General features: G+C 41.8%; 24 protein-coding genes. 12 read left to right on the top strand and 12 right to left on the bottom strand.

Annotated features, from left to right (window positions below; genetic code table 11):
• Window positions 1-217: 217 nt before the first annotated feature.
• Entirely contained in the window at window positions 218-2,596 is a 2,379-nt protein-coding gene (ppsA, locus tag F946_RS10450) for a phosphoenolpyruvate synthase (protein WP_004982030.1), read from the bottom strand.
• 156 nt (window positions 2,597-2,752) lie between these two features.
• Between ppsA and ppsR the strand changes: the two genes are divergently transcribed.
• Together ppsR and F946_RS10440 are read left to right on the top strand one after the other, a co-directional pair.
• Window positions 2,753-3,589: a posphoenolpyruvate synthetase regulatory kinase/phosphorylase PpsR gene (gene ppsR / locus F946_RS10445; RefSeq protein WP_004696455.1), complete on the top strand. Its 837-nt coding sequence runs from the start codon at window positions 2,753-2,755 to the stop codon at window positions 3,587-3,589.
• A gap of 78 nt (window positions 3,590-3,667) precedes the next feature.
• On the top strand, window positions 3,668-4,396 hold the full coding sequence (locus tag F946_RS10440) for a hypothetical protein (RefSeq protein ID WP_004982026.1): 729 nt from the start codon (window positions 3,668-3,670) through the stop codon (window positions 4,394-4,396).
• 34 nt (window positions 4,397-4,430) lie between these two features.
• Here F946_RS10440 and F946_RS10435 read toward each other — a convergent pair whose 3' ends face one another.
• The 4 genes from F946_RS10435 to F946_RS10420 form a co-directional block, all read right to left on the bottom strand.
• The gene (locus tag F946_RS10435) at window positions 4,431-4,994 is read right to left on the bottom strand and encodes an NAD(P)/FAD-dependent oxidoreductase (RefSeq protein ID WP_004982023.1); all 564 of its coding nucleotides are present in this window, start codon (window positions 4,992-4,994) and stop codon (window positions 4,431-4,433) included.
• A 243-nt stretch (window positions 4,995-5,237) separates the two neighbouring features.
• Complete coding sequence (locus F946_RS10430; RefSeq protein WP_004982019.1) at window positions 5,238-6,239, bottom strand: LLM class flavin-dependent oxidoreductase; 1,002 nt, start codon at window positions 6,237-6,239, stop codon at window positions 5,238-5,240.
• Window positions 6,240-6,527: 288 nt separating this feature from the next.
• A complete protein-coding gene (locus F946_RS10425; RefSeq protein ID WP_004982017.1) occupies window positions 6,528-7,055 on the bottom strand; it encodes a hypothetical protein in 528 nt (175 codons plus the stop codon).
• Between the two features lie 224 nt (window positions 7,056-7,279).
• Window positions 7,280-7,705, bottom strand: coding sequence for a glycine zipper domain-containing protein (locus F946_RS10420; protein ID WP_004696467.1), 426 nt, complete (start codon window positions 7,703-7,705; stop codon window positions 7,280-7,282).
• A gap of 461 nt (window positions 7,706-8,166) precedes the next feature.
• On the opposite strand from F946_RS10420, the gene prfA reads away from it, so the two are divergent.
• Together prfA and prmC are read left to right on the top strand one after the other, a co-directional pair.
• Complete coding sequence (gene prfA, locus F946_RS10415; protein WP_004982013.1) at window positions 8,167-9,255, top strand: peptide chain release factor 1; 1,089 nt, start codon at window positions 8,167-8,169, stop codon at window positions 9,253-9,255.
• Window positions 9,255-10,073 (top strand): peptide chain release factor N(5)-glutamine methyltransferase, encoded by an 819-nt coding sequence (prmC, locus tag F946_RS10410; RefSeq protein WP_004982010.1) that lies wholly within the window; start codon window positions 9,255-9,257, stop codon window positions 10,071-10,073. The genes prfA and prmC overlap by 1 nt, the downstream gene beginning before the upstream one ends.
• 56 nt (window positions 10,074-10,129) lie before the next feature.
• On the opposite strand, the gene F946_RS10405 is transcribed toward prmC, so the two are convergent.
• From F946_RS10405 to F946_RS10375, 6 genes are all read right to left on the bottom strand, one after another.
• The gene (locus tag F946_RS10405) at window positions 10,130-10,951 is read right to left on the bottom strand and encodes an ABC transporter permease (protein WP_004982007.1); all 822 of its coding nucleotides are present in this window, start codon (window positions 10,949-10,951) and stop codon (window positions 10,130-10,132) included.
• On the bottom strand, window positions 10,951-11,910 hold the full coding sequence (locus F946_RS10400) for an aliphatic sulfonate ABC transporter substrate-binding protein (RefSeq protein ID WP_004982005.1): 960 nt from the start codon (window positions 11,908-11,910) through the stop codon (window positions 10,951-10,953). The genes F946_RS10405 and F946_RS10400 overlap by 1 nt, the downstream gene beginning before the upstream one ends.
• A gap of 289 nt (window positions 11,911-12,199) precedes the next feature.
• Complete coding sequence (locus F946_RS10395) at window positions 12,200-12,553, bottom strand: hypothetical protein (RefSeq protein ID WP_029575052.1); 354 nt, start codon at window positions 12,551-12,553, stop codon at window positions 12,200-12,202.
• Between the two features lie 479 nt (window positions 12,554-13,032).
• Window positions 13,033-13,992: a hypothetical protein gene (locus F946_RS10385; protein WP_004982000.1), complete on the bottom strand. Its 960-nt coding sequence runs from the start codon at window positions 13,990-13,992 to the stop codon at window positions 13,033-13,035.
• A 9-nt stretch (window positions 13,993-14,001) separates the two neighbouring features.
• Window positions 14,002-15,324, bottom strand: a complete 1,323-nt coding sequence (locus tag F946_RS10380; protein WP_228128114.1) for a sphingomyelin phosphodiesterase — start codon at window positions 15,322-15,324, stop codon at window positions 14,002-14,004.
• Between the two features lie 327 nt (window positions 15,325-15,651).
• Window positions 15,652-16,677, bottom strand: a complete 1,026-nt coding sequence (locus tag F946_RS10375; protein WP_004981994.1) for an AraC family transcriptional regulator — start codon at window positions 16,675-16,677, stop codon at window positions 15,652-15,654.
• Window positions 16,678-16,820: 143 nt separating this feature from the next.
• Here F946_RS10375 and F946_RS10370 point away from each other — a divergent pair, with 143 nt between their 5' ends.
• From F946_RS10370 to F946_RS10335, 8 genes are all read left to right on the top strand, one after another.
• Complete coding sequence (locus tag F946_RS10370; protein ID WP_004981992.1) at window positions 16,821-17,591, top strand: 3-hydroxyacyl-CoA dehydrogenase; 771 nt, start codon at window positions 16,821-16,823, stop codon at window positions 17,589-17,591.
• A gap of 245 nt (window positions 17,592-17,836) precedes the next feature.
• Complete coding sequence (locus tag F946_RS10365) at window positions 17,837-18,973, top strand: acyl-CoA dehydrogenase family protein (protein ID WP_004981989.1); 1,137 nt, start codon at window positions 17,837-17,839, stop codon at window positions 18,971-18,973.
• 260 nt (window positions 18,974-19,233) lie between these two features.
• Window positions 19,234-20,880 carry an AMP-binding protein gene (locus tag F946_RS10360; protein ID WP_004981986.1) on the top strand — a complete coding sequence of 549 codons (1,647 nt, stop codon included), beginning with the start codon at window positions 19,234-19,236 and terminating at the stop codon, window positions 20,878-20,880.
• 558 nt (window positions 20,881-21,438) lie between these two features.
• Entirely contained in the window at window positions 21,439-22,209 is a 771-nt protein-coding gene (locus tag F946_RS10355; protein ID WP_004981985.1) for a HesA/MoeB/ThiF family protein, read from the top strand.
• Between the two features lie 57 nt (window positions 22,210-22,266).
• Complete coding sequence (locus tag F946_RS10350; protein ID WP_004981982.1) at window positions 22,267-23,565, top strand: ABC1 kinase family protein; 1,299 nt, start codon at window positions 22,267-22,269, stop codon at window positions 23,563-23,565.
• 141 nt (window positions 23,566-23,706) lie between these two features.
• Window positions 23,707-24,087, top strand: coding sequence for a dihydroneopterin aldolase (folB, locus tag F946_RS10345; protein ID WP_004981980.1), 381 nt, complete (start codon window positions 23,707-23,709; stop codon window positions 24,085-24,087).
• Window positions 24,044-24,487, top strand: a complete 444-nt coding sequence (locus F946_RS10340) for a 2-amino-4-hydroxy-6-hydroxymethyldihydropteridine diphosphokinase (RefSeq protein ID WP_004981979.1) — start codon at window positions 24,044-24,046, stop codon at window positions 24,485-24,487. The genes folB and F946_RS10340 overlap by 44 nt, the downstream gene beginning before the upstream one ends.
• Before the next feature lie 163 nt (window positions 24,488-24,650).
• Entirely contained in the window at window positions 24,651-25,088 is a 438-nt protein-coding gene (locus F946_RS10335) for a hypothetical protein (RefSeq protein ID WP_051064950.1), read from the top strand.
• 69 nt (window positions 25,089-25,157) lie between these two features.
• Here F946_RS10335 and coq7 read toward each other — a convergent pair whose 3' ends face one another.
• Window positions 25,158-25,793 carry a 2-polyprenyl-3-methyl-6-methoxy-1,4-benzoquinone monooxygenase gene (gene coq7 / locus F946_RS10330; RefSeq protein WP_004696505.1) on the bottom strand — a complete coding sequence of 212 codons (636 nt, stop codon included), beginning with the start codon at window positions 25,791-25,793 and terminating at the stop codon, window positions 25,158-25,160.

The following is a 25,793-nucleotide window of genomic DNA, read 5'->3' as shown; positions in this document are numbered from 1 at the left end:
TAACCAAAACTACACAAAATGCAGGACAGTGTAGCAAGGATTATGCTGCTTCTTCTAGCTTTATCGCAATGGGATCTTTTTTCAATCAAGATGTTGATGCATGAATGCCAAACTTAGTCTAAATTTTTGTATCAATATGCTTGTTTTAGTGCGGATACGTTGAAAGAGTGGACATAAAAAAGACCCTTGAAAGGGTCTTTTTTATCGGATCAAAAAGTTAAGCTTTTTGAACTTTTTCTTCAGCAAGGAAGAACCAAGTGTCTAATACTGAGTCAGGGTTAAGTGATACAGATTCGATACCTTGTTCCATCAGCCATTGCGCAAGATCTGGGTGATCTGATGGGCCTTGACCACAGATACCCACATATTTTCCTGCTTTACGGCATGCATGAATTGCCATAGAAAGAAGCGCTTTTACGGCTGGATCACGTTCATCAAATAGGTGAGATACGATACCAGAGTCACGGTCTAGGCCAAGTGTTAACTGGGTTAAGTCGTTCGAACCGATAGAGAAGCCATCAAAGTGTTCAAGGAACTGTTCAGCCAATAATGCGTTCGTTGGTAACTCACACATCATGATCACTTTCAGACCATTTTCACCACGTTTCAGGCCGTTTAACGCCAATAATTCAATTACACGTTTCGCTTCATGTACAGTACGTACGAAAGGAATCATGATTTGAATATTGGTTAAGCCCATTTCGTCACGTGCTTTTTTCAACGCGCGGCATTCTAATTCGAAACAGTCACGGAAGTTGTCAGACACATAACGGCTTGCACCACGGAAGCCCAACATTGGGTTTTCTTCTTCAGGTTCGTATAACTTACCACCGATCAAGTTTGCGTATTCATTTGACTTAAAGTCAGACATACGAACGATCACAGGTTTGTCTGCAAATGCTGCAGCAAGGGTAGAAATACCTTCAACCAGTTTTTCAACATAGAATTCGATTGGCGATGCATAACCCGCTGTACGCGCCATCACCGCAGCACGTGTTTCACGTGGCAAGCTATCAATGTTCAACAATGCTTTAGGGTGGACACCGATCATACGGTTAATGATGAACTCAAGACGTGCAAGGCCAATCCCTTCATTTGGAATTTGTGCAAAGTCAAATGCGCGGTCAGGGTTACCGACGTTCATCATTACTTTGAACGGAAGCTCTGGCATAGATTCGATTGAATTGGTTTGAATCTCGAAATCTAAAGAACCTTCGTAGATGAAACCTGTATCACCTTCTGCACATGAAACAGTTACTTCTTGGCCGTCTACTAGAACTTCAGTTGCATTACCACAACCGACGATTGCTGGAACACCCAATTCACGCGCAATAATCGCTGCGTGACAAGTACGACCACCACGGTTAGTGACAATTGCAGCCGCACGTTTCATTACTGGTTCCCAGTCTGGGTCAGTCATGTCAGATACAAGCACGTCACCGTCTTGTACTTTGTCCATTTCTTTAATAGACGTAACAATACGGACTTTACCAGAACCGATACGTTGACCGATTGAACGACCTTCACAAATCACAGTGCCTTTTTGTTTTAAAAGGTAGCGTTCCATGGTGCCGACGTTTTCACGGCTCTTCACTGTTTCAGGGCGCGCTTGAACGATATAAATTTGACCGTCATCGCCATCTTTTGCCCACTCGATGTCCATTGGAGAACCATAATGGTTTTCAATGATCAGCGCTTGTTTTGCAAGTTCTTGTAGTTCGTGGTCGTTTAATGCGAATTGTTGACGCTCTTGTTTTTCAACATCAACCACAACAACTGATTTACCTGCAGATGCTTCTTCGCCATAAATCATTTTTTGGTGTTTAGAACCTAGATTACGACGGAGGACAGCGTGCTTGCCTGCATTTAAAAGAGGTTTAGAAAGGTAGAATTCGTCAGGGTTTACTGCACCTTGAACAACCATTTCACCCAAACCATAAGATGCAGTGATGAAGACTACGTCACGGAAACCTGATTCAGTGTCGAGTGTAAACATTACACCTGCTGCACCAGTTTCAGAGCGAACCATACGCTGAATACCAGCAGATAAAGCCACAACATCATGCGCAAAGTTTTGGTGTACGCGGTAAGAAATTGCACGGTCGTTATACAGTGATGCAAATACTTCTTTGATCGCGATCAATACGTTGTCGATACCGCGAATGTTTAAGAAGGTTTCTTGTTGGCCTGCAAAAGAAGCATCTGGTAAATCTTCTGCTGTCGCAGAAGAGCGAACGGCAACCGCGATGTCTGGGTTGCCGTTTGAAAGCTCTGCAAATGCTTTACGAACTTCTTGTTCGAGTTCTGCCGTAAGTGGAGTATCTACAATCCATTGGCGAATTTTCGCGCCTGTTTCAGCAAGAGCATTTACATCATCAACATTGAGGACTTTTAACTCTGCATTGATTTTAGCGTTTAGGCCACTTTGCTCGAGAAATTCACGATATGCTTGAGCTGTAGTAGCAAAGCCACCTGGTACAGATACACCTGCATTTGATAGGTGGCTGATCATTTCACCTAAAGATGAGTTTTTCCCACCTACAAGTTCAACGTCGTGTTTCCCTAATTTTTCTAGACCAATTACGCGCGCTTCCAAAGTTGTTACTCCACTTTTGCAGTATTTAATCACTATCTTGGCATCAGATTATAACAAATCTACTTAGCTTTTTGATTTTACTAAGCGACAGTCATGTAAGATCGGTTTACTATAAAGATTATATAGCACTAAGACAAATTTTTGAGGAGAATTTTAATGTCAGGAAGTAAACAATTTAAGCGGAGTGTTTTTTTTGTATCTGATGGTACTGCGATTACCGCTGAAACCCTTGGGCACTCGCTATTGGCGCAGTTTCCAAATGTTGACTTTGACATTCATATTATTCCTTATATTAGCTCTGAAGAAGCTGCTACAAATGTGGTTGCTGAGATCAATTTAAGGGCACAACAAGACGGACAAAAGCCACTGGTTTTTGACACTTTAGTCGACCCGTACGTGCGTGACATTATTAATACTGCAAATGCTATAAATCTTGATGTATTTGAAGGGCTTATTAGTAAATTGTCTGAAGAGCTAGGAACGCCGCCTACAACTTTAGTCGGACAGACCCATGCGGTGACCGATTCGGCGTCTTATAAAGCACGTATTGATGCGGTGCATTTTGCTTTAGATAACGATGACGGTGCACGCACACGCCACTATGACAAGGCTGACCTGATTCTGATTGGGGTGTCGCGTTCGGGTAAAACACCGACGTCAATTTATTTGTCATTACAGTTTGGGATTCGTGTTGCAAACTATCCTTTAACTGAAGAAGACTTGGATGACAACCGTTTACCTGCGGTACTTCGCGCGCATAAACAGAAGCTTTTTGGTTTGATGATTGATGCGGAACGTCTGGTTGCTATTCGCTCTGAACGTAAAGCCAATAGCCGTTATGCAAGCTTCAGCCAGTGTCAAATGGAGCTTCGCGCAATTGAAGGGATTTATATCTCTGAAGGGATTAAATACTTAAATGTCTCGGAAATGTCGATTGAAGAAATTTCAACCCGTGTACTGCAAATGACGGGCTTAAAACGTCGCATTGGTTGATATTGTCATTACATTATAAAGCGTCATATTGATGATGCTTTATAATGTCGATCAATATAAAAATACAGATTAGATCAAATGAAAATAATATCAAAATGCCTATTAGGTGTATTTTGTTTTGCTCATTTTAATATGGCTTTATATGGGAAAAATATATCAATTCAGCAGGCTGAGCAGGCGATTGATCAAAAATATGCAGCGCTAGATTTTTATGCAGTGAATCAACAGATCGAAAATGATGTGGTTGATTTAATCCGTGAAAATGCAGAAAGTTATGCTTATTCTTTCCCCAAATTGACTGAAAACCTTAGACTAAAGATTAATGCCTCACCGGACCAACTGCTTAAATTCTATACTTTTGATGTAGGTGGTGGCGGTACCATGGGTGAATTTTCATCCTATGTGCAGATGAAATCGAGCAAGTCCACTAAACTTCGGCCTTTAGAAACAGGCTATATTTTAAAGATTGACCAAGTGAAATGGGGTGCACAGCCGATTTATCTGATTCAAAGTTATTACAAAGGCGATAGTTGTCACGGTCTCTATCAAATTCAAGCCTTTAAAATGCATACCCAAGCTTTGACAGCAACACCAGTTTTTCAGACCAAGAACAAGCAACTAAGTTCGATTGAAGTAGATTATGACTGTCATTATGACGAAGAGCAGCGCGGTTCATATATTCGTGTTTCAAAAAGCTTAAACAAGATTGATATCATTTTATTAGATCAAAACAGCCGCCCGACTGGAAAATACTTACGGTATCAGCGCTCAAATACAGGGTATCAATGTACAGGTGTGACGAAATAAACAACGGGTAAGTAGGGAAACTCACCCTATATGGTTAATGATTATAGGTGGTAATGATCACATCGACGGGATATTCGGCGCCATCTAAACTTTGAATATCATGTTCTCGAATTTTGACGATCGGCCAAGTGATTAGCTTACAGTTGTCGCGCTGTAGGGCGTGATAATAATGATCGGACTTGAAAAATTTAAGTTTATCGGCAGCGGAGTTAGGTTTGAGTTGATGTCTAAGCCATGGGTCTTGAACTTGGGTTTCTAAAAAGCGTAGGGCCAGTAGGCATTTGATGCGTGTATTAAATAGGCGTCGGTTCTTAATAACCAAAGGATGTTGGATTAAACGCTGAATTCCGTTCTCTGTTTTTGGCAAGATGAATTGCGGTGCGTTTTGAAAAACACAGACCGATTGAGCGACCTGACAAATCGATTCGAGGGCAGTTACTGTATGCTGGTTGGTACCAATAATGGCGACACGTTGCTCGGCAAAAGTATGTTGTTTAATTTCTGAAGCAGCAATCAGTTGTCCTTTAAAATGCTGAAAATATTCGGGATGGTTTTGAAATAAACCAGATATGTTTTTTGTTGAATGCAAATTGACCATGTTCTATCCTTAATTGTTTTTTATCGTCTTTCCTTAATTTATGATTTTTAGTGCTTTTGCTCTAAAAAGGCAAAGTGATAAATTGTCTGAGCAGTCACGCTAACTTTAGTCTAGACATAACAGCAGTTTTTGCAGGGTTTTAAGGATTTTTTAGATATCGGCTGAGATTTTAGTTATTCATTTATGTATGTCGCCTTATGGGTATGCATTAATACGCATAAGGCGATTAGCTTTTATTTGTACTTAGCTATTTTTGATCTGCATGAGACGTTCAAAGTTTTCTAAACGTTTGTCCGTGTCATAGATGTCACAGGTGAAAATGAACTCATCGACATCATATTCTAAAAGAAGCTGTTTCAAGCCTTCTTTCACCGTGCCATTGGAACCGATTTGGGCCATGGCATAAAAACTATCTACCGACATTTTTTCCGCAGGTGACCATAGACCGTCCATGCTGGCAATTGGTGCTTTTAACTTTAAACTCTGACCGCGCATAAGACCTAAAACACGTTGGTAGGCACTGGTCGCAAGATATTCCGCTTCAGCATCAGTTTCAGCAACGACCGTCGGGACACCCATAGATACATAAGGTTTGGATAAGTATTCTGATGGTTCAAAGTTTTCACGATAGAGCTGAATCGCTTGTTTCAGCATACGCGGTGCAAAGTGTGATGCAAAAGAGTAGGGAAGTCCGAGTTTTGCTGCCAGTTGTGCACTAAATAAACTTGAACCGAGTAGCCATACAGGCACATGTGTCCCTTGCCCTGGAGTTGCAATGATGCGCTGATTCGGCTCAGCGTCTTTAAAGTAATGCAGAATTTCTAAGACATCTTGTGGGAACTGATCTTCAGTTTCTTGACGGCCACGACGAAGTGCGCGCATGGTCACTTGGTCTGTACCCGGCGCTCGGCCTAAACCTAATTCGATCCGGTTTGGATAGAGTGTCGCAAGCGTACCGAATTGCTCCGCTACGATCAGTGGAGCATGGTTCGGGAGCATGATACCGCCAGAACCCACTTTTAAGGTTGAGGTATTTGCGAGTAAATAGCCGAGTAGCACCGCAGTTGCAGAGCTGGCAATACCATCCATATTATGATGTTCTGCAAGCCAAAGTCGGTTATAGCCTAAACGCTCAGCTTGTTGGGCCAACTTTAAGCTATGCTGTAGGGTGAGTTGTACAGTTTGATCTTCGCGGACAGGAGCTAATTCTAAAATAGAAAATTGAGTCTCGGACAACGTGCGCATTCTACTTCTCAGTTTTGTTTTATATATCGAAATAATACGATATAAGTGCTATCTTGTATATCGATTTTATTCGATATTCTGATTGTTTTATAGTAAGGTATTGATTTAAAAATGAAACAAAATTTATATTCAACATTGTTGAACAGCACCAGCCACATATACGTTTAAAACCAAAGTGGTAAGCTGCTCATTCAGTAGAAACGATGCAGTGTCTTTTTTGAGTGTCGGTTGTGAGATAAATAAAAAGCACCGGAAGGTGCTTTTTATTTGAAAATATTTTATAGGTGCTTAACGTTTCCCGTTTTTGTACCAGCCCAAGTGACGGCCATTGTCACCACGATAGTCGCGACCATTATATTTATAATTGCTGTTACGGTAGCCGCGGCTGTCATAACGACGATCATAACGGTCATCGTAACGGCGGTCATATTCGTCATCATAACGACGGTCTTCAGAGACTTTTTTACCTAGAACTGCACCACCCGCTGAACCGAGACCTGCACCAATATATCCACCATTGGTACCGCCCATGTTTTTACCTACGGTATAACCACCTGCACCACCGAGTGCTCCACCAATAATTGCACCATTACGGTCACGTTTGTTGGCTGAAGCGGCTGCACCTGCACCACCACCAATGGCAGAACCAATCATCGCGCCTGTTTGTCCACCCATTTGGTTACCAATCGCGGCACCGACAACACCACCTAACGCAGAAGTCAGTGCGGTATTGGTTGTATTACCTGCATATGTTGTGGTCATCGTTAATGCAGAAGCTGCAATTACGGTACTCATTAAAATTGATTTAATTTTCATTTTTAAACTCCTAAGAGCATGTCTATTTTGTCTTGATTTCACTTTAGCGAAATAAGTTGGAAGAATAATGAAGAGAAATTTTATCGAAACCGTTGCTTTGGTAAGTGCTGTGTAACGACTCTTCGTATTTTCTACCAGTTTGGCTAGAGTGTTATTGCGTCTAAATCTGTGCCATAAAAAAGCACCCGAAGGTGCTTTCAATGACATCTTTAAGATGCAGCTAATTAATGGTGTTTATGTTTTTTCTTCCATTTTTTACCATGGTAAGAATCATATTGTTTGTCTTTTGAGATCTTGTTGCCGAGTGCTGCACCGCCCGCTGCACCTAATGCAGAACCAACGTAGCCACCATTGGTGCCGCCCATGCTTTTACCTACGGTATAGCCCGCACCACCACCGATCGCACCGCCAATAGCAGATTCAGTACGATGACGTTTGTCACTTGCAACTGCTGCACCACCTGCACCACCGAGTGCTGCACCGATGGTTGCACCAGTTGTGCCGCCCATGTTTTTACCAATCGCTGTCCCTGCAACACTACCTAAAGCACTGGCTGCTGCAACGCGAGTTGTGCTGTCTGCATATGCAGTTGCAGTAAACATAGATGCCGTTGCTAATGTTGCTGACATTAAGAGTGTATTAAGTTTCATGTGTTTCTCCATGTCCAACATTGGTTGAACTGTCTTACTTTTTTCGATGTGGCTAATGTAACAAAAAGATTCCAGTTAATTGTGGAGAGTTAAAACTAAATTGAAACCCGTTGGTTTCTTGTTTGTATCAGTTTTATTACAAATGTGAATAAGCAGAATGAAATTTATCCAAAATCATGCAAATGTGGATAAACCTAGGAGTGATGCAGTTCACACTCTGAATTTTGAGCTGAAATGACCTATTAAAAAGGTGTATATGAAATAAGCTGTTTTGCATTTTTTAAGCGTTAGTAAGCGCATAAACACGCTTTAAAAGTGTATCAATCCACTGAGGTGTATAAAGTAAACGTCGCTCAGGATTGAATAAAGATGTTCTTTGCGTGATAGAGCCGTTAAACTAAGCGCAAATTTTTTGGTGCTGTGAAACTGTATTGCAGCCTTTATATTGAGATATTTTCCTAATGAAAGAATCGTTACGTTTACGATTAGATCAACTTTCTGACCGTCACGAAGAATTAACAGCATTACTTGCAGATGTAGAAGTCATTTCGGATAACAAACGCTTTCGTCAGTTGTCACGTGAACATAGTGATTTAAGTGAAATCACAGAAGTTTGGACCAAGTACAAACAAGCAGAAGCTGATATTGAAACGGCTGAAGCGATGCTGTCAGATCCTGATTTTAAGGAAATGGCTGTTGAAGAAATTAAAGAAAATAAAGCCATTATTGCGTCTTTAGAAGCTGATTTAAATATCTTAATGATTCCGAAAGATCCAAATGATGCGAACTCTGCATATTTGGAAATTCGAGCGGGAACAGGCGGTGATGAAGCCGCTATTTTCTCGGGTGACTTATACCGCATGTATACCAAGTACGCTGAATCACAAGGCTGGCGTATTGAAGTGTTGTCTGAGAATGAAGGCGAACACGGTGGTTATAAAGAAATCATTTGCTTGGTGAATGGTGAAGGCGTTTACGGTCGTTTGAAGTTCGAAAGTGGCGCGCACCGTGTGCAACGTGTACCTGCAACAGAGTCTCAGGGTCGTGTACATACTTCGGCGTGTACCGTTGCGATTTTGCCTGAAATTGATGTCGATACAACGGTCGAGATTAATGCATCAGACTTACGTATTGATACTTACCGTGCATCAGGTGCGGGTGGTCAGCACATCAACAAAACCGATTCAGCTGTGCGTATTACCCACATTCCAACAGGAACGGTGGTGGAATGTCAAGAAGAGCGTTCGCAGCATAAAAACAAAGCCAAAGCGATGGCTTTACTTGCTTCACGCTTGGAAAATGCAAAACGTGCAGCAGCTGATGCAGCAACTTCTGAAATGCGCCGTGACTTGGTCGGCTCGGGTGATCGTTCAGAACGTATCCGTACCTATAACTACCCGCAAGGTCGTATGACTGATCACCGTATTAACCTAACTTTATACAAGTTAGATGCGGTTATGGAAGGCGATTTAACTGAACTATTAGATAGTTTGCATCGTGAATATCAAGCAGATCAGCTTGCGATGCTTGCACAGCAGAATGGTGGATAATGAATATTGCCCAAGCTTTGGCTTTACGTGGTGAAGCCGAGAGTTACGAACGTCAAGAGAACGCATGGTTGTTGGAACACATTACCAAAATTGATTCTTTTGATTTGGTTATGAAAAAAGATCAAGTACTGACCAATGAGCAAGAGCAAGCCTATGTTGCTGCCTTGGCACGAATTGAAGCAGGTGAACCTTTGGCCTATGTGACAGGTTCACAGCCCTTTTGGACATTAGATCTGATTGTCACTCCTGACACCTTAGTGCCACGTCCAGATACCGAGGTACTGGTAGAAACTGTATTACGTTTAGACTTACCTGAAGATGCCCGCATTGTCGATTTAGGTACGGGGACGGGTGCGGTTGCACTTTCATTGGCCAGTGAACGGGACACATGGGACATCACGGCTACCGATATTTATGAGCCAACTTTAGCCGTTGCGCAGCAAAATGCAGAAAAGCATGACTTAAATGATGTGACTTTTGTGTGTGGCAGTTGGTTTGCACCGCTAAATCGAAAGTTTTTTGATGTGATTGTCTCGAACCCACCGTACATCGATGCCGATGATGCCCACATGCAAGACTTAGCAACTGAGCCTGAACGTGCCTTAGTTGCGGCAGACCATGGTTTGGCTGACTTAAAAGTCATTATCCAGCAAGGCAAAAAGCATTTAACCCTTGATGGTTGGGTGGTTCTTGAGCATGGTTATGATCAAGGTGATGCTGTACAGAAAATCTTTAAAGAAGCGGGCTATAAACAAGTCCGGACTGTGAAAGATTATGGTGGAAATGACCGCGTTACTTTAGGGCAGTGGACACAATAATTTCTTTGTTCCCTTCAAAATAAAAGCGCATTCGATGCGCTTTTATTTTTTCTACCTTATGTTCCAAATACGTCACGCCAACGCAGTAGCCAAGTCTCGAGGGCTTTCATGATGCTATCACTGAGTTTTCCGAGCACGGCTAAAAGAATAATGGCTAAGATCACAATATCGGGGCGTGAAGTTTCTCGGCCATCACTCAGTAAGTAACCAATGCCTTGTGTCGCTGCAATCAGTTCTGCTGCAATCATAAACATCCATGCCAAACTCAAACTGTTGCGTAGTCCCGTTAAGATACCTGGAGATGCCGCAGGCAAAATAATCTGTTGCACTTGCTGCCAGTACTTCAGCCGATAGACTTGTGCGACTTCGATGAGTTTTCGGTCAACACCTTTAATTGCTGCGACCGTGTTGGTATAGGTCGGAAAAAATGCGCCAATTGCAATCAGGGTAATTTTCGATGCTTCATCAATTCCCAACCACAATAAAAGTAGCGGAATCCACGCTAAGCTTGGGATGGATTTAATCGCTGAAAAACTAGGTTCTAAAAATGCTTCAACCTGTTTGTTGAGTCCGACCAAAATCGCACAAATTAACGCCAGAGCACTGCCAATAAAAAAGCCTAAAAACACCCGCCATGTACTGGTCCAGACATGCATCCATAAATCTGCCTGCCATAAATCTAGAAAGGTTTGCCATAAACTACTGGGTGCAGGCAATAAATAAGGTTCAATAAAACCTGCACGGACCAGATATTCACAAGCAATCAGTAAAAGCACTGGAAGGGTGATCGCTTTGAGAACACGCTTCAATTTCAACTGAAATAAGGAACCCTTTTTCACTTCAACAGGGGTGAAAGAGCTCGCGACTGACTTGGTCATTATTTGCTTACAACCTTTTGTGCATATTGTGGCTTAAACAACTGAGTCACGACTTGATTAACATTGGTACCTTTACGGACTAGGTCTTCTTCATTCAAAATACTGCCAGACTTTTGTAGTGCGGCAATCTGTTTGGCTGACGGAATGTTTTGATCAAAGTTGGTACGGCTTAATTGTAATTTTGCGACATTCAACGGAAGTTTGGACTCGCGTGCCAATAACTCCGCCAGTTTTTCTGGATTGGCTTTGGCCCACTTACGTGCTTGCTCATAAGCTTTAATCACTGCTTCAATGGCTTCGGGACTTTGCTGAGTAAAAGACTCTTTGACACTGAGTACGCTATAGCTGTTAAACCCAATATTTCGATACAACAGTTTTGCGCCAGATTGCACTTGTGCCGATGCCATCAGTGGATCTAGGCCTGCCCAAGCATCGACTTGACCACGTTCTAAAGCCGTTTTGCCATCTGGATGTTGTAAATGAACCAGTTGTACATCGCGTTTATTTAGACCCACTGTATCCAGCGCTTGTAAGGTAAATAGAAATGGATCTGTGCCCTTGGTTGCGGCAATTTTCTTTCCTTTTAAGTCTTTAAGACTTTTAATTTGGGAGTTTTTAGCAACCACTAAGGCGGTCCATTCAGGTTGGCTTTGGATATAAACGGTATTGATTGGACTGCCGTTGGCACGACTGAGTACGGCTGCAAGCCCTGCGGTTGAAGAAAAATCGACACTACCACTATTTAAATATTCCAGTGAACGGTTACTGCCTTGGCTAAACACCCATTTAATTTCAGTTTTAGGTAAGGCTTTTTCTAACAGTTTTTGTTCTTTCACCACGAGGCTGGTTGGTGCGTAGTAGGCATAATCGAGTTTGAGCGTGTTTGGAATAGCGGCATGGGTATAAGTGCCGATCAAACCTAAAATCAGTGAAGTGCTCAGTAGTTTAAAGTTTTTCATGTTGCATCATTTAAATAAGTTCATTTGTGAGTTCTTTTAACCTGATGTATGCGAAAAATAAAAAAAGAAAAATCGATAACAAAATATTAAATTGAAATAAGTAGGTAATCTTGATTTAAGTGTATGAATTTTAATAACTTGATTGAGCTTTGTGTAGTTTTTGGAGTATAGAATAACTTTAAAAAAGCATAGAATAATTTCTTCTTATATGAAGATTGCATAACTAAATCATTCATTTTGAATGTAAAAAAGCGACTGTAATAGTCGCTTTTTTAAAGGGATTGCAAGCTTACATAGGATAGTCTTGTAAGCTGTCAAACACTTCAACTTGCTCTAAAGCATCAGTTTCAAGTGCAAGGCAAAGCGTCACAATTTTCTTTAGATCAGCTAAATATTGCTCATCTTTAAACGATGCACCTAACTGCAGGGCTTGAATACGGTCGGCGCTAATATCCAACGCTTGAGCAGCTTCAATCGCATTAACTTCATTAAAAAATGCAGTAACAGCATGATTTAATTCAAGGTCTGATGCATTGAGAATACCTTGGTCCAGTTGCTCTTCAAATTGTGGGGTAGGAGACTGCAAAGCTTGAGTAAAGTTTTGCACCAGACGTTGATCGAGAACATCAATCATTTTAAGCATGTCATAACCTTTAAAAGAAATAAGGTGATTAAACAGGGGGAGTACAGCCGGAAAATAAGCATTAAAGAATGCTTTAAAATTGGTTGAAAAATAATCCATTTTGGAACTTTTTGCAAATAGATTCCGATAAATGAAAGATGGATTTGTTAAGTAAATGAAAAGATTAAATTTATTAAATTGAGAGCATGTTTACATTTTACACTACTGTTGCAATGGACTCGGATTGATCAAAAAGAAGTATTCAATGCGAAATATTGTGGGGTTTTAATCAAAAAGTTCTTTTATTTTTGCTTAAGATATTAAATTATAATAACTTTATTGAAATTATCATTGCAGTAGTCTTTATTTTACGCTTCACTGATGCGAACTCAAAACATTGTGGAATTGCAATTTATAAGAACATGCTAAAGCAAGATGAGGTATATCATCTTGCTTTAGCTGTCTTTGTTTGATGTGGAGAATGATGAACGTTTAAGCCACTAGTTAAAGTGCTTTTGCCTCAGTTGTTCTAGACGGAGTTGATATTGCTGTTGCCATGCACTTTCAGCTAAGTTTTGTTTTTGCTGGTTCATTTCTTGGTTTAGAGCAGCAAGTTCAGATTGATAACTGGCGATCTGTTGTTGTTGTCGAGCGACTTGTTGTTCGCGTTCAGCCAACTGCGCCGCTTCTTTGCCTGAAAAGTAGCTGTTACGAATTTGTTGGGTAATTTCTTGCTGTTGTATTGGGTCGGTGATGCCAATTAAAGCCAATTTAAGGGCTTTATCATAACCACCACTTTGACCATCAATATTTTTGCTCGGGTTTTTATATTGTTGCTGTAGTTGTGAAAGTTCACTCAGTCGTTGTTGTAAGGTCATGTGCGGTGCGCGGCTCAAGAGCTCACCATAAGCAAACTGATAGCTAGCAAACTCTTTTTCTTCAGCAAAGCCGAGTAGTGTTTCTTGCTTACCTAAAGTCTGTTCGCGTAAGTTCCAAATCTCCTGATAACGCTGTTGCGGTGTCATTTGTGTGGACATGGTTTTAGCTTGCATTTCTTTTTCATACAGTGGCAGGCGTTCTATCAATTGTTTTAAAGTTTGAGCAAACTGCTGATCTGGATATTCGGCCAATACCTGTTTTAATAAGGCCTGACAGTTGGTATCGGGGCAGTTTTGCTGTAACTGGTTTAAGAATTGTGTGATATTGCCTGGATTTTTTTGAAAATATTGAATGATTTGTTGGATGGATTCTTGTTGCTGTTGTTGCTGCATTTTTGACTCGTCATTGTTTGCAGCGGCAAGCTTCTCTTGCAAACTGCTGGGTTGAGCAGTCTCTGTAAGGGACGGTGAGGATGCCTGAGTTTGACCCGATGTGGCATATGATGAGCCAAGGCCCAACCATATCACCACACCGATCACCAATACACTCAGCACCAAAGCGATAAGCCCAAAGCGCTTCATTATTATTCCTTATGGGTTGTATTGGAATTGACCCATTACTGGGAAGTGGTCAGATAAGTCCCAAGTCATAAATAAGGGATCGGCAGACGAACGAAGAATGCGGACATCGTTACGTGCTTGCATAGGCTGACGGTGGTTATTGGATGGCACCACGTAGTCTAAATACTCTACGGTAGAGCCACCCGTAAGTCCTGCACCTGCGAGTTTATTCACACGTGGATCGAAGGTCGATTCGGTATATCCTGTGCTGACTGGTACTGTACCATTCAAGTTAATTTGCATTTGCGCATAATCTTGCGGCCACAGGAGTTTGTTGACATTAAAGTCACCGCCCATGAGCACGGCATCAAATGATGGAATATTTTGCTTATCGACCAAAGCGCGGATTTGCTTAAATTGTTGCTGGCGCATATCACGTGCCGCGTCGGTATCAAACGATGCGGTATGCGTGGAGGTCACATGATAGGCTTTGCCATTCTTGAGAATTTCAGCATAAATCACGCCTTTATCGGCAAAACAGTCAATGCCTGTACAGCTCGGATAAATAAAATGATCTGTTTTTACAATAGGATGGCGACTTGCAACCAATATGCCGCTGTCATAGATATTGAAACCTGAACCGATTGGAATATAGGTTTGGTACGGATATTCCTGCGCTAATTTGGCCAACATGGAGGTACGACCAGAAGCAAAGGTTTCTTGGAACAAGATCGCGTCGTAGCCTTTTAGGTTTTGCGGCAGTTGTTCTAAACGCGAATCAATTTTACTTGCCACTAAAGGAAGAGCATAAATATTGTAGGTTAAAACTTTAAACTCATCGGCACTGTTGGCAACGGGTTCTGATACGGTATTTTGATGGATAGTGTAGTGGAAGTCGTCATAACCACCAGTGTATTCAGCTTTAAAAGCAGTCTGCGCTGCTTTTCCTGCATAATTGGTGTTGAAGCGCTGAATATTACGATCGTTGAACCATGGTGCAGAGAAATCACTGCCAGATGCAGAGTGTTTAATATCACTGCCAGACCAAGTGCCAGTCATAGATTGTTTCAGGGTGACACTTGAACCCCCGCCTGTAATCACGGTATCAAAATTATAGGTTTGACCTGACTTTACCCCAGTATAACGGTTAAAACGCAGTACACGTTTGGTTTCATAAGGTGCAATTTGGGTGGCTTCTTGAGCCCATTGACTCCCTTGAGTTAAGGTGCGTGTACCGTGATGATTAATATTGACGGATACCGTTTCAGGGGTGGTATTGGTCACATAAATGTATGAGTCTGCTATCGCTTGCTGACTGCACAGCAATAATGATAACCATCCGATATTTTTCATTAAGTTTTTATTTAATTGGGTGCTCATGTGTTCCCTCCATGATGTTTTTATTCAATATTGTGTAAAACAATATGTCGAGATCACTATGGCAGGTAATTTTTTTAAGTCAGTGACAAAGTGCGACAGCCCCCTGATTTTCCGATGAATGAGCATCAAAAATTCAATTTAATTTATAAGCTCTGTTGACATTTCATTTGGCAAATCAAAACCAAAGCTAGAACAATAGAATGTTGAGGTTTACTTTAACGAGAGAATGGTATGGGTTGGTTATTTGTTATGTGGAAAGAGCATGCGCGTCTCATTGCCACCTATATCAAACGGTCTAAGTTAAGCGTCCTTATTTTGACGATAAGCGCCAGGGCTGACCCCAGTCCACTTTTTAAAAGCACGATGAAAAGCACTCGGATCATGAAAATTGAGTTCAGTGCTAATGTCTTGTAATGATACTTGGCTATTGCTGAGCAGCTCAATCGCCATATCACGGCGTATATCATTTTTGAGCTGCTGATAACTGAAACCTTCACTTTTCAGTCGTCGCTGAATAGTCGCCTCAGACATATTGAAATGATGGGCAACTTCAGACAGTTCAAGCCACTGGATCGGGGGTTCTTGCATTAAATAGCGACGAATTTGAGAACTTGTTGAATGTGGGTTTTTATAACGGGTCAGTAAAATATGTGGGGTTTGCTGAATAAATTGATACCACGATTTACTGTCCTGTTTTATGGGCATTTTTAGATAATTGGCATCGAACTGAATATAGTTTTCAGCCATTTGATATTGGATATTTTCACAAAAACGAACTTTGTAATCGATGTCATCTGTAGGTGCATCACATTTGAGTTGAATTTGATTCAAAATCACCCGTTGACCCACTAACCAACACATTAGAGCATGAATCAGCATGATGTAAGTTGCGTAACTAAACATGCGCTTGGGCTGTTGTCGTTCATAAATCACAATATAGGCATAATGTTCTTGCACCATGAGTTGGCTACTAAAGTCGTCTAACACCAAATTCATAAATTGCAAAATATGCTGAATGGCTTGGTCCAGCTGGGTGGTGTGTAACAGTGATTTAGATAAAAACTGAAAACTGCCACGGCGCATAGCATGGCGATCCATTCCAAAAAACTCATCATTCATGACATTGGCCAGTTCAGTCCAGAGCTGTGCATATTGATTGACTGAGACCCGTGCTTTTGTCGCACTTAACAATTCGCTATTGATGCCTGCATTTTTCAAAATATCAGCAACTGCATATCCCTGCTTTTCAGCTTCAAACAATGCTTCGTGTACCAAAGCAATTGAAATGGAATCTTTCTGGGCGTTTGCATGTTCCGATGCAGTCATAGTGGCTTCCATATTTTTATTGTGCATTTTGAGCATTGTCCAAAACCATCATGGAAGATGCAATATTTGGAAATTGTACTCAAGTGCTTCTGTGTTTACATTTCTTCTTAAGTCGTAGCATTCAATCATACAAGGAAAAATAAATGAAGATTCAAGGGAAGGTTTTTGTTGTCACGGGTGGAGCATCGGGTTTAGGCGCAGCAACAGCACGTCATTTGATTGAGCAATGTGCGAAAGTCATTTTGGTGGATATGAACCAAGCTTTAGGTGAAGAGCTACAGCGTGAGTTGGGTGAAAATGCTCAGTTTAAAAGCCTCGATGTTACTGATGAGCACGCTGTGCAAAGTTTCTTCCAAGAAGTCGAGGCGGAATATGGGCAATTGAATGGTTTGGTAAACTGTGCGGGTGTAGCGCCTTCAGCCAAAGTGTTGGGCCGTGATGGTATTCATGAGCTGGCATTATTCCAAAAAGTATTAAACATCAATGTCTCAGGTACTTTTAATATGCTGCGTTTTGCTGCGCAGTTAATCGCGAAATATGAACTTCAAGCTGGTGAAGAAGAACGCGGAGTGATTGTGAATACAGCTTCGGTTGCAGCCTATGACGGACAAATTGGCCAGACCGCTTATGCAGCCTCTAAGGGCGCTGTTGTCTCGATGACTTTACCACTGGCACGCGAGCTAGCACGTGAGAAAATTCGAGTGATGACCATTGCTCCAGGCATTATGGAAACGCCAATGTTGAAGGCGATGCCGCAAAATGTACAAGATGCGTTGGGTGAAATGGTGCCATTTCCGAAGCGGTTGGCAAAACCTCAAGAGTTTGCTCAGCTTGTGGGGCATATTTTTGAAAATAGTTATTTGAATGGTGAAGTGATTCGTTTAGATGGCGCGATTCGTATGCAGCCTAAATAAGTTAGATTTTTATAGAAAATGATGATCTGTACAGCTGCAAATTTCTAATCGAATTAAAATAGCGTTGTGTCCGTATTCATTTTCTTTTGAAGGATCAAAAGAAACAAAAATCCTTTTCGAAACTGAAGATACATCCTTGTATCTCAGTTTCGGAGGCGACATCCATGTCGCCGTCACATCTATCCAAATGCTGTAAATAGTAGAAATTTTGAACTGAATATAATTGATATAGAAAAGGATATCTAATGCTTTTAAATGAAGAACAAAAAATGGTTCAGGATATGTTGCGTAGTTATTCGCAAGAAAAACTGAAGCCAACCGCGGCTGCACGTGACAAAACCGCACAGTTTCCTGCGCAAGAACTTAAAGAGTTGGGGGAGTTAGGCGCTTTGGGTATGACTGTTTCACCTGAATGGGGTGGTGCAGGCTTAGATTATATTTCATTGGTGGTGGCACTTGAGGAGATTGCAGCAGGTGACGGTGCGATTTCGACCATTGTCAGTGTACAAAATTCGCTGCCGTGTGGCATTACCCAGCGCTATGGAACTGATGCACAGAAGCAGAAATATTTAAGCAAGCTTGCCACAGGTGAGTGGTTGGGATGTTTTTGTCTCACAGAACCACAAGCAGGCTCAGATGCAGGTGCGTTGGAGTGTAAAGCTGTTCGTGAGGGGGATGAATGGGTGCTGAATGGAACCAAGCAATTCATTACCACAGGTAAGCATGCGCAAGTCGCTTTGGTTTTTGCAGTCACAGATAAAGCTGCGGGTAAGAAAGGTATTTCTTGCTTTTTAGTCCCAACCGATACCGAAGGCTATATCGTCTCTCGTATAGAGGAAAAGATGGGGCAGCACTGTTCAGATACGGCAACCATCGTTTTGGAGAACTGCCGCATTCCAGCAGATCATTTGCTAGGCGCAGAAGGTGAGGGCTATAAAATTGCGCTTTCGAATTTGGAGTCGGGACGTATTGGTATTGCAGCGCAATCAGTGGGTATGGCGCGTGCCGCTTTAGATGCAGCAGTTGAATATGCCAATGACCGTAAAGCCTTTGGTGTTGAAATTGTACAACATCAGGCAGTTGCCTTTCGTTTAGCCGATATGGCGACGCAAATTGAAGCGGCACGTCAGTTAATTTTCCATGCAGCCGCTTTGAAGGATGCAGGATTGCCATGTTTAAAAGAAGCTTCTATGGCCAAATTGTTTGCCTCAACCATGGCGGAGCGTGTTTGTTCTGATGCTATTCAAATTCATGGTGGCTATGGCTATGTTTCAGATTTTCCTGTTGAACGAATTTATCGGGACGTCCGTGTGAGCCAGATTTATGAAGGGGCGTCTGATATCCAGCGTCTTGTCATTGCACGTGAAGTCACCAAGGTTTAAGTCTACTCAGTTTTAGACCTTGGTCGATGTTCAAAGCCTGCACTTTCATTGAGGGATTTGGAAATTGTAGGTGCATTTAAAACATGGTTATCTAGGTACAGCGGTTAAGTACAGTCATTAAATAGAGCAGCTGAGCTGCTCTAGGTTTTCAAACAATATAGGACTGACAATGAGGTCAGTTCAACGCTTAAAACGATAAAGAACATGGACGGCCAAAGTGGATTTGGCCTTAAAAAAATGGATAATACGAGGTTGTCGTGATGAAGACATTAGAACAAGCCCACCAAGAATTTAACTATGAGCAACTGATTCAGGAACAATTGGTCGGCCAACCCAATGCAATAAATGCCTATATTGAGTGCTGTCAGCGTTATGTCGGGTTACAAAAAACAGCACTCATCTGGGAAGGAAAAAATGGTGAGTCAGAGCAATGGAGTTTTGAACAGCTCGATGTTGCCTCAGCACAGTTGGCAAATTATTTTAAAAGTATTGGCATTCAAGTGGGTGACTGTATCGCAGGGCTGTTACCGCGTACGCCTGAACTGCTGATTACGATTTTAGCAACATGGCGGATCGGTGCGATTTATCAGCCTTTGTTTACTGCTTTTGAGTCGAAGGCGATTGAACATCGAGTTTTAACTGCGAACACCAAATTGATCGTGACCAATGCAGAGCAACGTCCAAAGCTAAATCACGTTGAAGTCAAACATATCCTGACTGTGAATGCAGGAACAAACTTAGCTAGCAATGAAGCTGAATTTTGGCAGGAGGTCAAACAACAGTCTGATCAATGTGAAGCTGTTTTACGTAGCTTTGATGATGATTTCCTGATGATGTTTACCTCAGGCACCACAGGTTTGGCCAAATCAGTGCCTGTCCCTTTAAAAGCTGTTTTGGCTTTTAAGGGTTATATGCAACATGCGGTTGATTTAAGAGAAGACGATTCATTTTGGAATTTAGCCGATCCGGGCTGGGCTTATGGGTTGTACTACGGAATCACAGGGCCGCTCAGCTTGGGGCATAGCATCATTATGGATGAGCGCGCATTTAGCGTCGATCATGCGGTTGAAGTCATTAAAAAGTATCGCGTCAGTAATTTAACAGGTTCGCCTACAGCTTTTCGGATGTTCTTTGGTTTTAAAGAAAAGTTTGATCCTTCCATTAAGACCCATTTACGCGCCGTCAGTAGTGCGGGTGAGCCTTTGACCCCAGAAGTGATTCATTGGTTTAATAATGATCTGAACGTCAACATTTATGACCAATATGGACAAACTGAGTTGGGCATGGTGATTGCCAACCATCATGCACTGGAGCATGAGAAAAAAGTCGGGTCGGCAGGCTTTGCCAACCCAGGACACCGCTTTGCTGTGCTGGATGCGAATCACCAAGAAGTGAAGTGCGGTGAAATTGGAACGTTGGCGATAGACTTTAGCCAGTCACCACTGACATGGTTTAAAGGCTATGGTGGCAATAATCGTAAGTCCTTTGTGGGGCAGTATTATTTAACCGGTGATACGGTCAAACTGAATGAAATTGGCGGTATCGACTTTGTTGGGCGTGCTGATGATGTCATTACAACGTCAGGCTATCGAGTTGGGCCTTTTGATGTCGAAAGTACTTTGCTTGAGTGCGAAGAGGTTTTAGAGTCGGCTGTGATTGGTAAGCCTGACCCAGAACGTACTGAAGTGGTGAAAGCTTTTGTGGTGCTGAAACCTCAGTACCAAGCCTCTAAAGAGTTGGATAGCAAACTCCAAGCCTATGTGCGTTCACGTTTATCTAAACATGCGTATCCGAAAGAAATTGAGTTTGTTGAAAGCTTGCCGAAAACGTCGAGTGGCAAAATTCAACGTAATTTACTGAAACAGCAAGAAGTGGCAAAGATACAAACCTTACAAGCTGCAATTTAATTTAAAAATAAAAGGGTCTTAGTGGTAAGTCGAATTCGCAGTAATTGTTGATCTAACCGATTGAAAAAATTATCTTGGCGGAGTTTTATCGAATTTTCATCCAATTTCGTCATTAGCCTGCGGCTCGCCCTACTTTTGTTTCGGCAAAAGTAGGCAAAACCATTGTCACCTGCAAAACCTGTTCTTTTCTTGGATTTATTAAAAGATATCGAAGAAACATTATCTTGCTTAGACCATGCAGGTTGCAGATGACATTTTCGCGTATCATATTTTTTGTTGAACTCTAATTAGAATTAAAGCCAGCCAGTTCTAAATAGGCTGGCTTTTCTTTGATCCATTTATAGCGGATGTGACTTGTGGAACACCGTTCTAAACATGGTTAGAGATATAAATAGCCTAAGTCAAAATAGGCAACTAGTTTGGTTCAATCTCCGTAACTTAAAAATGGAAAAGCTTAGCTATGTAAAACACATAGCATTTATTGAATTTGTGCATAGCTAACCTTGGTTTCATGGTTATAATTCGCCATCAACATTTTCTTTAGCAAAAGGCTGAATCATGGACGAGTTAGATGAAAGTCTAGAACTCAGTAGTGCTGAAATGTATCTCTATAGCCGTCAAATTTTATTGGACGGATGGGATATAGAGGCACAAGAAAAACTAAAGTTGGCCAATGTACTCATTGTGGGCTGTGGCGGAATTGGTTGTATGACTGCAGAGTTATTGGCACGTGCTGGCGTAGGGAAAATCACCTTGATTGATGCTGATACCATCGAAGTGAGCAATCTCCAAAGACAGATTGCCTATGTAGAAAACAATGTCGGTTTTTATAAAGCAGAGGTTTTAGCCCAGCGTTTAAAGCAGATTAATCCCTATATTCAAGTCCATGCACATGCCGTAAAACTTGATACAGCCAATGCATCTAGCTTAATTTTAGGTCAAGATTTAGTTCTTGATGGTTGTGATAATTTTACGACACGGTATTTGGTCAATCAGCAGTGTAAAGCAGCCAATGTTCCACTCATCAGTGCATCGGCCATTGGTTTTCAAGGGCAGCTGTTTATGGTGGAAGGTGAGTCTGCTTGCTATGAATGTTTGTTCCCGAAAGAAGAACATGCGAATGAAAGCCTACGCTGTGCAGATTCGGGCGTTCTCGCCACCACGCCAAACGTGATGGCCAGCCTTCAAGCGCATCATGCACTCTTATATTTGGGTTTAAATGTAACTGCACTCAAACAACGCCTGTTGCTTTGGGACGGCTTAAGTATGAAACAACGTTTGCTTGCTTTCGAAAAAGATACAGATTGTCCAGTTTGTCAGGCAAGATAAGCCTGCAATTTTTTCATTCTTTGATACACTCAATACAATTTATTTTTGACCGATATTATGAAAAACAATATCTTTTTAGATGGACTGCGCTCTGTTGCCCGTGTTGGGGAAACAGCAGTCATTGCAGCACGTGCGGGTATTAAGTACGCAACTGAAAAACCAAGTAATGCCAAACTGATGCGTGAAACCTTTGAGTCTCTGGGTTCAACCTATATCAAGTTGGGGCAGTTTATTGCGAGTACACCTTCACTTTTTCCACGTGAATATGTTGAAGAGTTTCAAGGCTGTTTAGACCAAACGCCATCTTTACCATTTAGTTATGTGCAAGGGGTTTTGGCATCTGAGTTTGAAGGCCGAAACCTGTCTGAGATTTTTGCATCTATTGATGAAACGCCTTTAGCTTCAGCATCTATTGCCCAAGTCCATGCCGCAAAACTGGTGACGGGCGAAGATGTGGTGATTAAAGTACAAAAGCCAGGTGTAGAAACGATTCTCTATACCGACTTAAATGTTCTGCACTGGGCCACCAAGGTTTTAGAAAAAGCAGTGCCTAAAGTCAAATTTGCATCTCTTGCAGACATTGTGGAAGAAATCAAAACCCGCATGGTTCGTGAAGTCGATTTTATTGAAGAAGCCAGTAATCTGGATGACTTTGTGAACTATCTCAATATCACGCAAAACCATAAGGCGATGGCACCTAAAGTCTATCACCAGTATTCGACTCGCCGTGTGCTCACCATGCAGCGTCTTTACGGCGTGCCATTAACAGATTTTGAAGTGGTTAAAAAACGCTGTAAAGATCCTTCACAAGTCCTGATTATTGCTATGAATACATGGTTTGGTAGCCTGATGATGTGTAATAGCTTCCATGCTGATCTACATGCTGGCAATCTGATGCTGCTTGATGATGGTCGCGTGGGTTTTATTGATTTCGGCATTGTGGGGCAGTTGAAACCTGAAGTATGGACAGCTTGCATCGCGTTTATGGATGCCTTACAAAAAACCGATTATGCACTCATGGCGGAAAATATGCTGAAAATGGGCATGACCGCTGTGAAGATTGATACTCAGGTGTTGGCTGCAGATCTTGAGCGTTTATTTAGTGGTGTGTTGTTGGCAGATCCGCAAGAATTGCTTAGTTCAAACCCAGCAGATTTGAATGACATCATGATGGATATGGTCGCAGTGGGCGAGCGCCACGGGATTCGCTTCCCGCGTGATTTTGCCTTGTTATTTAAACAGATGCTGTATTTCGATCGTTTCATGCGCATTCTTGCGCCGTATACCGACATCTATGCTGACCAGCGTTTGCAAATGGTGCAAACTATGGACCCCAATGTGTTATTAAAAAACTAAATTTTTTAAAACATTCACCAAAAAATCCCTTTCAGTCCTTCTTTTGAAAAGAGGGACTGAAAACGCTTTCCTGCTTAAGGAATGAGGAACAAGGTTTCGTAAGGCAGGGATTAAAAGTCAAAATCTGTTAAAGGTAATAATGTGGACGCAATTATCATTGAAGGCTTAAAAGTTGAAACAGTGGTTGGCTGTTTTAACTGGGAACGTCAGATTATTCAGCCTTTAATGTTGGATATGATTATTCAAACAGATTTGGAACAAGCTTCAAACTCAGATGACTTAGACCATACCTTAAATTATGCTGAAATTTGTGAAATTGCAGCAAAGGTCATTCAGGATGCTAAGCCTGAACTGATTGAACATGCGGCAAGATTGGTCATCAACGCACTTTTTTCTACCTTTCATGCGATTGAATCGATTAATATTACCATCCGTAAGCCTGCCATTATCGCGCAAGCAAATTCTGTAGGAATTCGTCTTGAACGCCACCGAAACGATTTTCGCCCTAGCTCTGGCGAGTAATAATAATCCAAAGCAACATTTTTTATATGCCTCTGAGCAACTTGCTAAAATTGGGCAACTGCAATTTTCGAATATTTATTTAATTCCATGCCGTGATGGGGTTGGGGTAGATTATTGGAATGCAGCCTGTTTGCTGAAATCGTCTTTGTCCGTTACCGATATTTCGGTATTGCTGAAAAATATGGAAGCCACATCTGGGCGTATCCGCCCATCGCATCAGATTTCATTGGATGTCGATTTGATTGCATGGGGGAGAGACTTAGAACATATGCAGTTTAATCCCAAAAAATTGCCTTTGGCACTAGACGTTAAAATTCCAATGTTCGATGTGTGGAAGGATAAGGCATTTCAACATCAAGCGCATGTATTTCCAACGGTGAGCTGTTTGGAAGCCAAGTAACATATCGAAGTGTGATTGGCACTTGAACTGGCTTAACATACTTATAAAACACAATTCGCAGCGAGCTATTTTCATGAAAATACAAATTTTTAGCGCTCTTTCTTTAGCAGTGCTTCTAGCGGGCTGTCATTCAACTCCGTCCAAAACGACAGCGACAACTGCTATGGATATAACGAGTATATCTCAAACGACTGAAAAACAAGGGCTAAAACTAGCTGTGCAGGCCTATACCCAAGATCAATCGGATTATCAAACTAGCCTATATGATTTAAACCAAGACGGAATCGATGATGCCGTGGTGTTGTTAAGTGGGATGGAGTGGTGTGGTTCAGGTGGCTGTACGTTGTTGGTCTTTAAAGGTCTTGCAAATGGAAGTTTTCAACCGCATAGCAAAATGACTGTTTCATCTACCCCGATTTATGCTTTAAGTACCCAAACCCAAGGTTGGCGTGATTTATCGGTCTATACCCGAGGTTTAGGGCAAGTTGTACTGAAGTACAATGGGAAAAGCTATCCATCTAATCCATCACTAGCATCAAAATATACGGCGAATTTAAAGCAAGCGGGTAATACCTTATTACTGCCGATATCAGCGGAATAAGCAAATTGGAGTAAATAAAAAAAGCAGTGGTTTTTCCACTGCTTTTTTATTGGGCTAAAGCATGTTTGCTTAAATAAAATAACTGGTCTTGGTCATGAGTTTTGAAATAGCCGTCATGGTAATTTTGACAGGAATTGGCAAATCGACTCCGCCAGCATTCAGTGCTGTATCACGATGGTGTAATTCATCTTCATTCATTTGCACAAGAATATTACGTGAACGGTCATCTTGAGCAGGGAGTTGGCTGATGTGATGCTGTAAGTGCAGGCTCACTTGGCGTTCAGTTTCTGCAACAAAACCTAAGCTATATTTATCACCTGCAATGCCTGCGATTGCACCCATACCAAAGGATAAACCGTACCAAATTGGATTAAGCAGACTGGTATGGCTGTCTAGCTCTTTTAAGCGGTCTTCACACCATGCAAGATGGTCTTGTTCTTCAATCGCGGCTTGTTCCATTTCGCGGCGTACATTTGGCAATTTTGCGGTTAATGCTTGCCCATGATAAAGCGCTTGCGCACAGACTTCACCACTATGGTTGACCCGCATTAAACCTGCAACATGACGCGCTTCACTCACTGCGAGTTGAGTTTCTACCGCCTTGCCTGGGTTTTCACGTTGAGCAGACGTTGTGCCCGGAACTAAGCTGCGCAGGGCTTGATCAAAAGAATTGATAAATTTATCGATGCCAGTGTAATGACGCAT

The sequence above is a fragment of the Acinetobacter johnsonii ANC 3681 genome, from assembly GCF_000368805.1.
Lineage (GTDB): Bacteria > Pseudomonadota > Gammaproteobacteria > Pseudomonadales > Moraxellaceae > Acinetobacter > Acinetobacter johnsonii.
This window is presented reverse-complemented; position numbering and strand designations above follow the sequence as displayed.

Coding starts and splice junctions, on each gene's coding strand:
- F946_RS10420 (WP_004696467.1), bottom strand. CDS start 7,705: ATGAAACTTAATACACTCTTAATGTCAGCAACATTAGCAACGGCATCT.
- F946_RS10335 (WP_051064950.1), top strand. CDS start 24,651: ATGGATATAACGAGTATATCTCAAACGACTGAAAAACAAGGGCTAAAA.
- F946_RS10395 (WP_029575052.1), bottom strand. CDS start 12,553: ATGCTTAAAATGATTGATGTTCTCGATCAACGTCTGGTGCAAAACTTT.
- F946_RS10430 (WP_004982019.1), bottom strand. CDS start 6,239: ATGCGCACGTTGTCCGAGACTCAATTTTCTATTTTAGAATTAGCTCCT.
- F946_RS10350 (WP_004981982.1), top strand. CDS start 22,267: ATGAAAAACAATATCTTTTTAGATGGACTGCGCTCTGTTGCCCGTGTT.
- F946_RS10380 (WP_228128114.1), bottom strand. CDS start 15,324: ATGAAAAATATCGGATGGTTATCATTATTGCTGTGCAGTCAGCAAGCG.
- F946_RS10385 (WP_004982000.1), bottom strand. CDS start 13,992: ATGAAGCGCTTTGGGCTTATCGCTTTGGTGCTGAGTGTATTGGTGATC.
- F946_RS10435 (WP_004982023.1), bottom strand. CDS start 4,994: ATGGTCAATTTGCATTCAACAAAAAACATATCTGGTTTATTTCAAAAC.
- F946_RS10375 (WP_004981994.1), bottom strand. CDS start 16,677: ATGACTGCATCGGAACATGCAAACGCCCAGAAAGATTCCATTTCAATT.
- F946_RS10360 (WP_004981986.1), top strand. CDS start 19,234: ATGAAGACATTAGAACAAGCCCACCAAGAATTTAACTATGAGCAACTG.
- F946_RS10405 (WP_004982007.1), bottom strand. CDS start 10,951: ATGACCAAGTCAGTCGCGAGCTCTTTCACCCCTGTTGAAGTGAAAAAG.
- F946_RS10400 (WP_004982005.1), bottom strand. CDS start 11,910: ATGAAAAACTTTAAACTACTGAGCACTTCACTGATTTTAGGTTTGATC.
- prfA (WP_004982013.1), top strand. CDS start 8,167: ATGAAAGAATCGTTACGTTTACGATTAGATCAACTTTCTGACCGTCAC.
- F946_RS10425 (WP_004982017.1), bottom strand. CDS start 7,055: ATGAAAATTAAATCAATTTTAATGAGTACCGTAATTGCAGCTTCTGCA.
- coq7 (WP_004696505.1), bottom strand. CDS start 25,793: ATGCGTCATTACACTGGCATCGATAAATTTATCAATTCTTTTGATCAA.
- ppsR (WP_004696455.1), top strand. CDS start 2,753: ATGTCAGGAAGTAAACAATTTAAGCGGAGTGTTTTTTTTGTATCTGAT.
- prmC (WP_004982010.1), top strand. CDS start 9,255: ATGAATATTGCCCAAGCTTTGGCTTTACGTGGTGAAGCCGAGAGTTAC.
- F946_RS10370 (WP_004981992.1), top strand. CDS start 16,821: ATGAAGATTCAAGGGAAGGTTTTTGTTGTCACGGGTGGAGCATCGGGT.
- F946_RS10365 (WP_004981989.1), top strand. CDS start 17,837: ATGCTTTTAAATGAAGAACAAAAAATGGTTCAGGATATGTTGCGTAGT.
- F946_RS10440 (WP_004982026.1), top strand. CDS start 3,668: ATGAAAATAATATCAAAATGCCTATTAGGTGTATTTTGTTTTGCTCAT.
- F946_RS10355 (WP_004981985.1), top strand. CDS start 21,439: ATGGACGAGTTAGATGAAAGTCTAGAACTCAGTAGTGCTGAAATGTAT.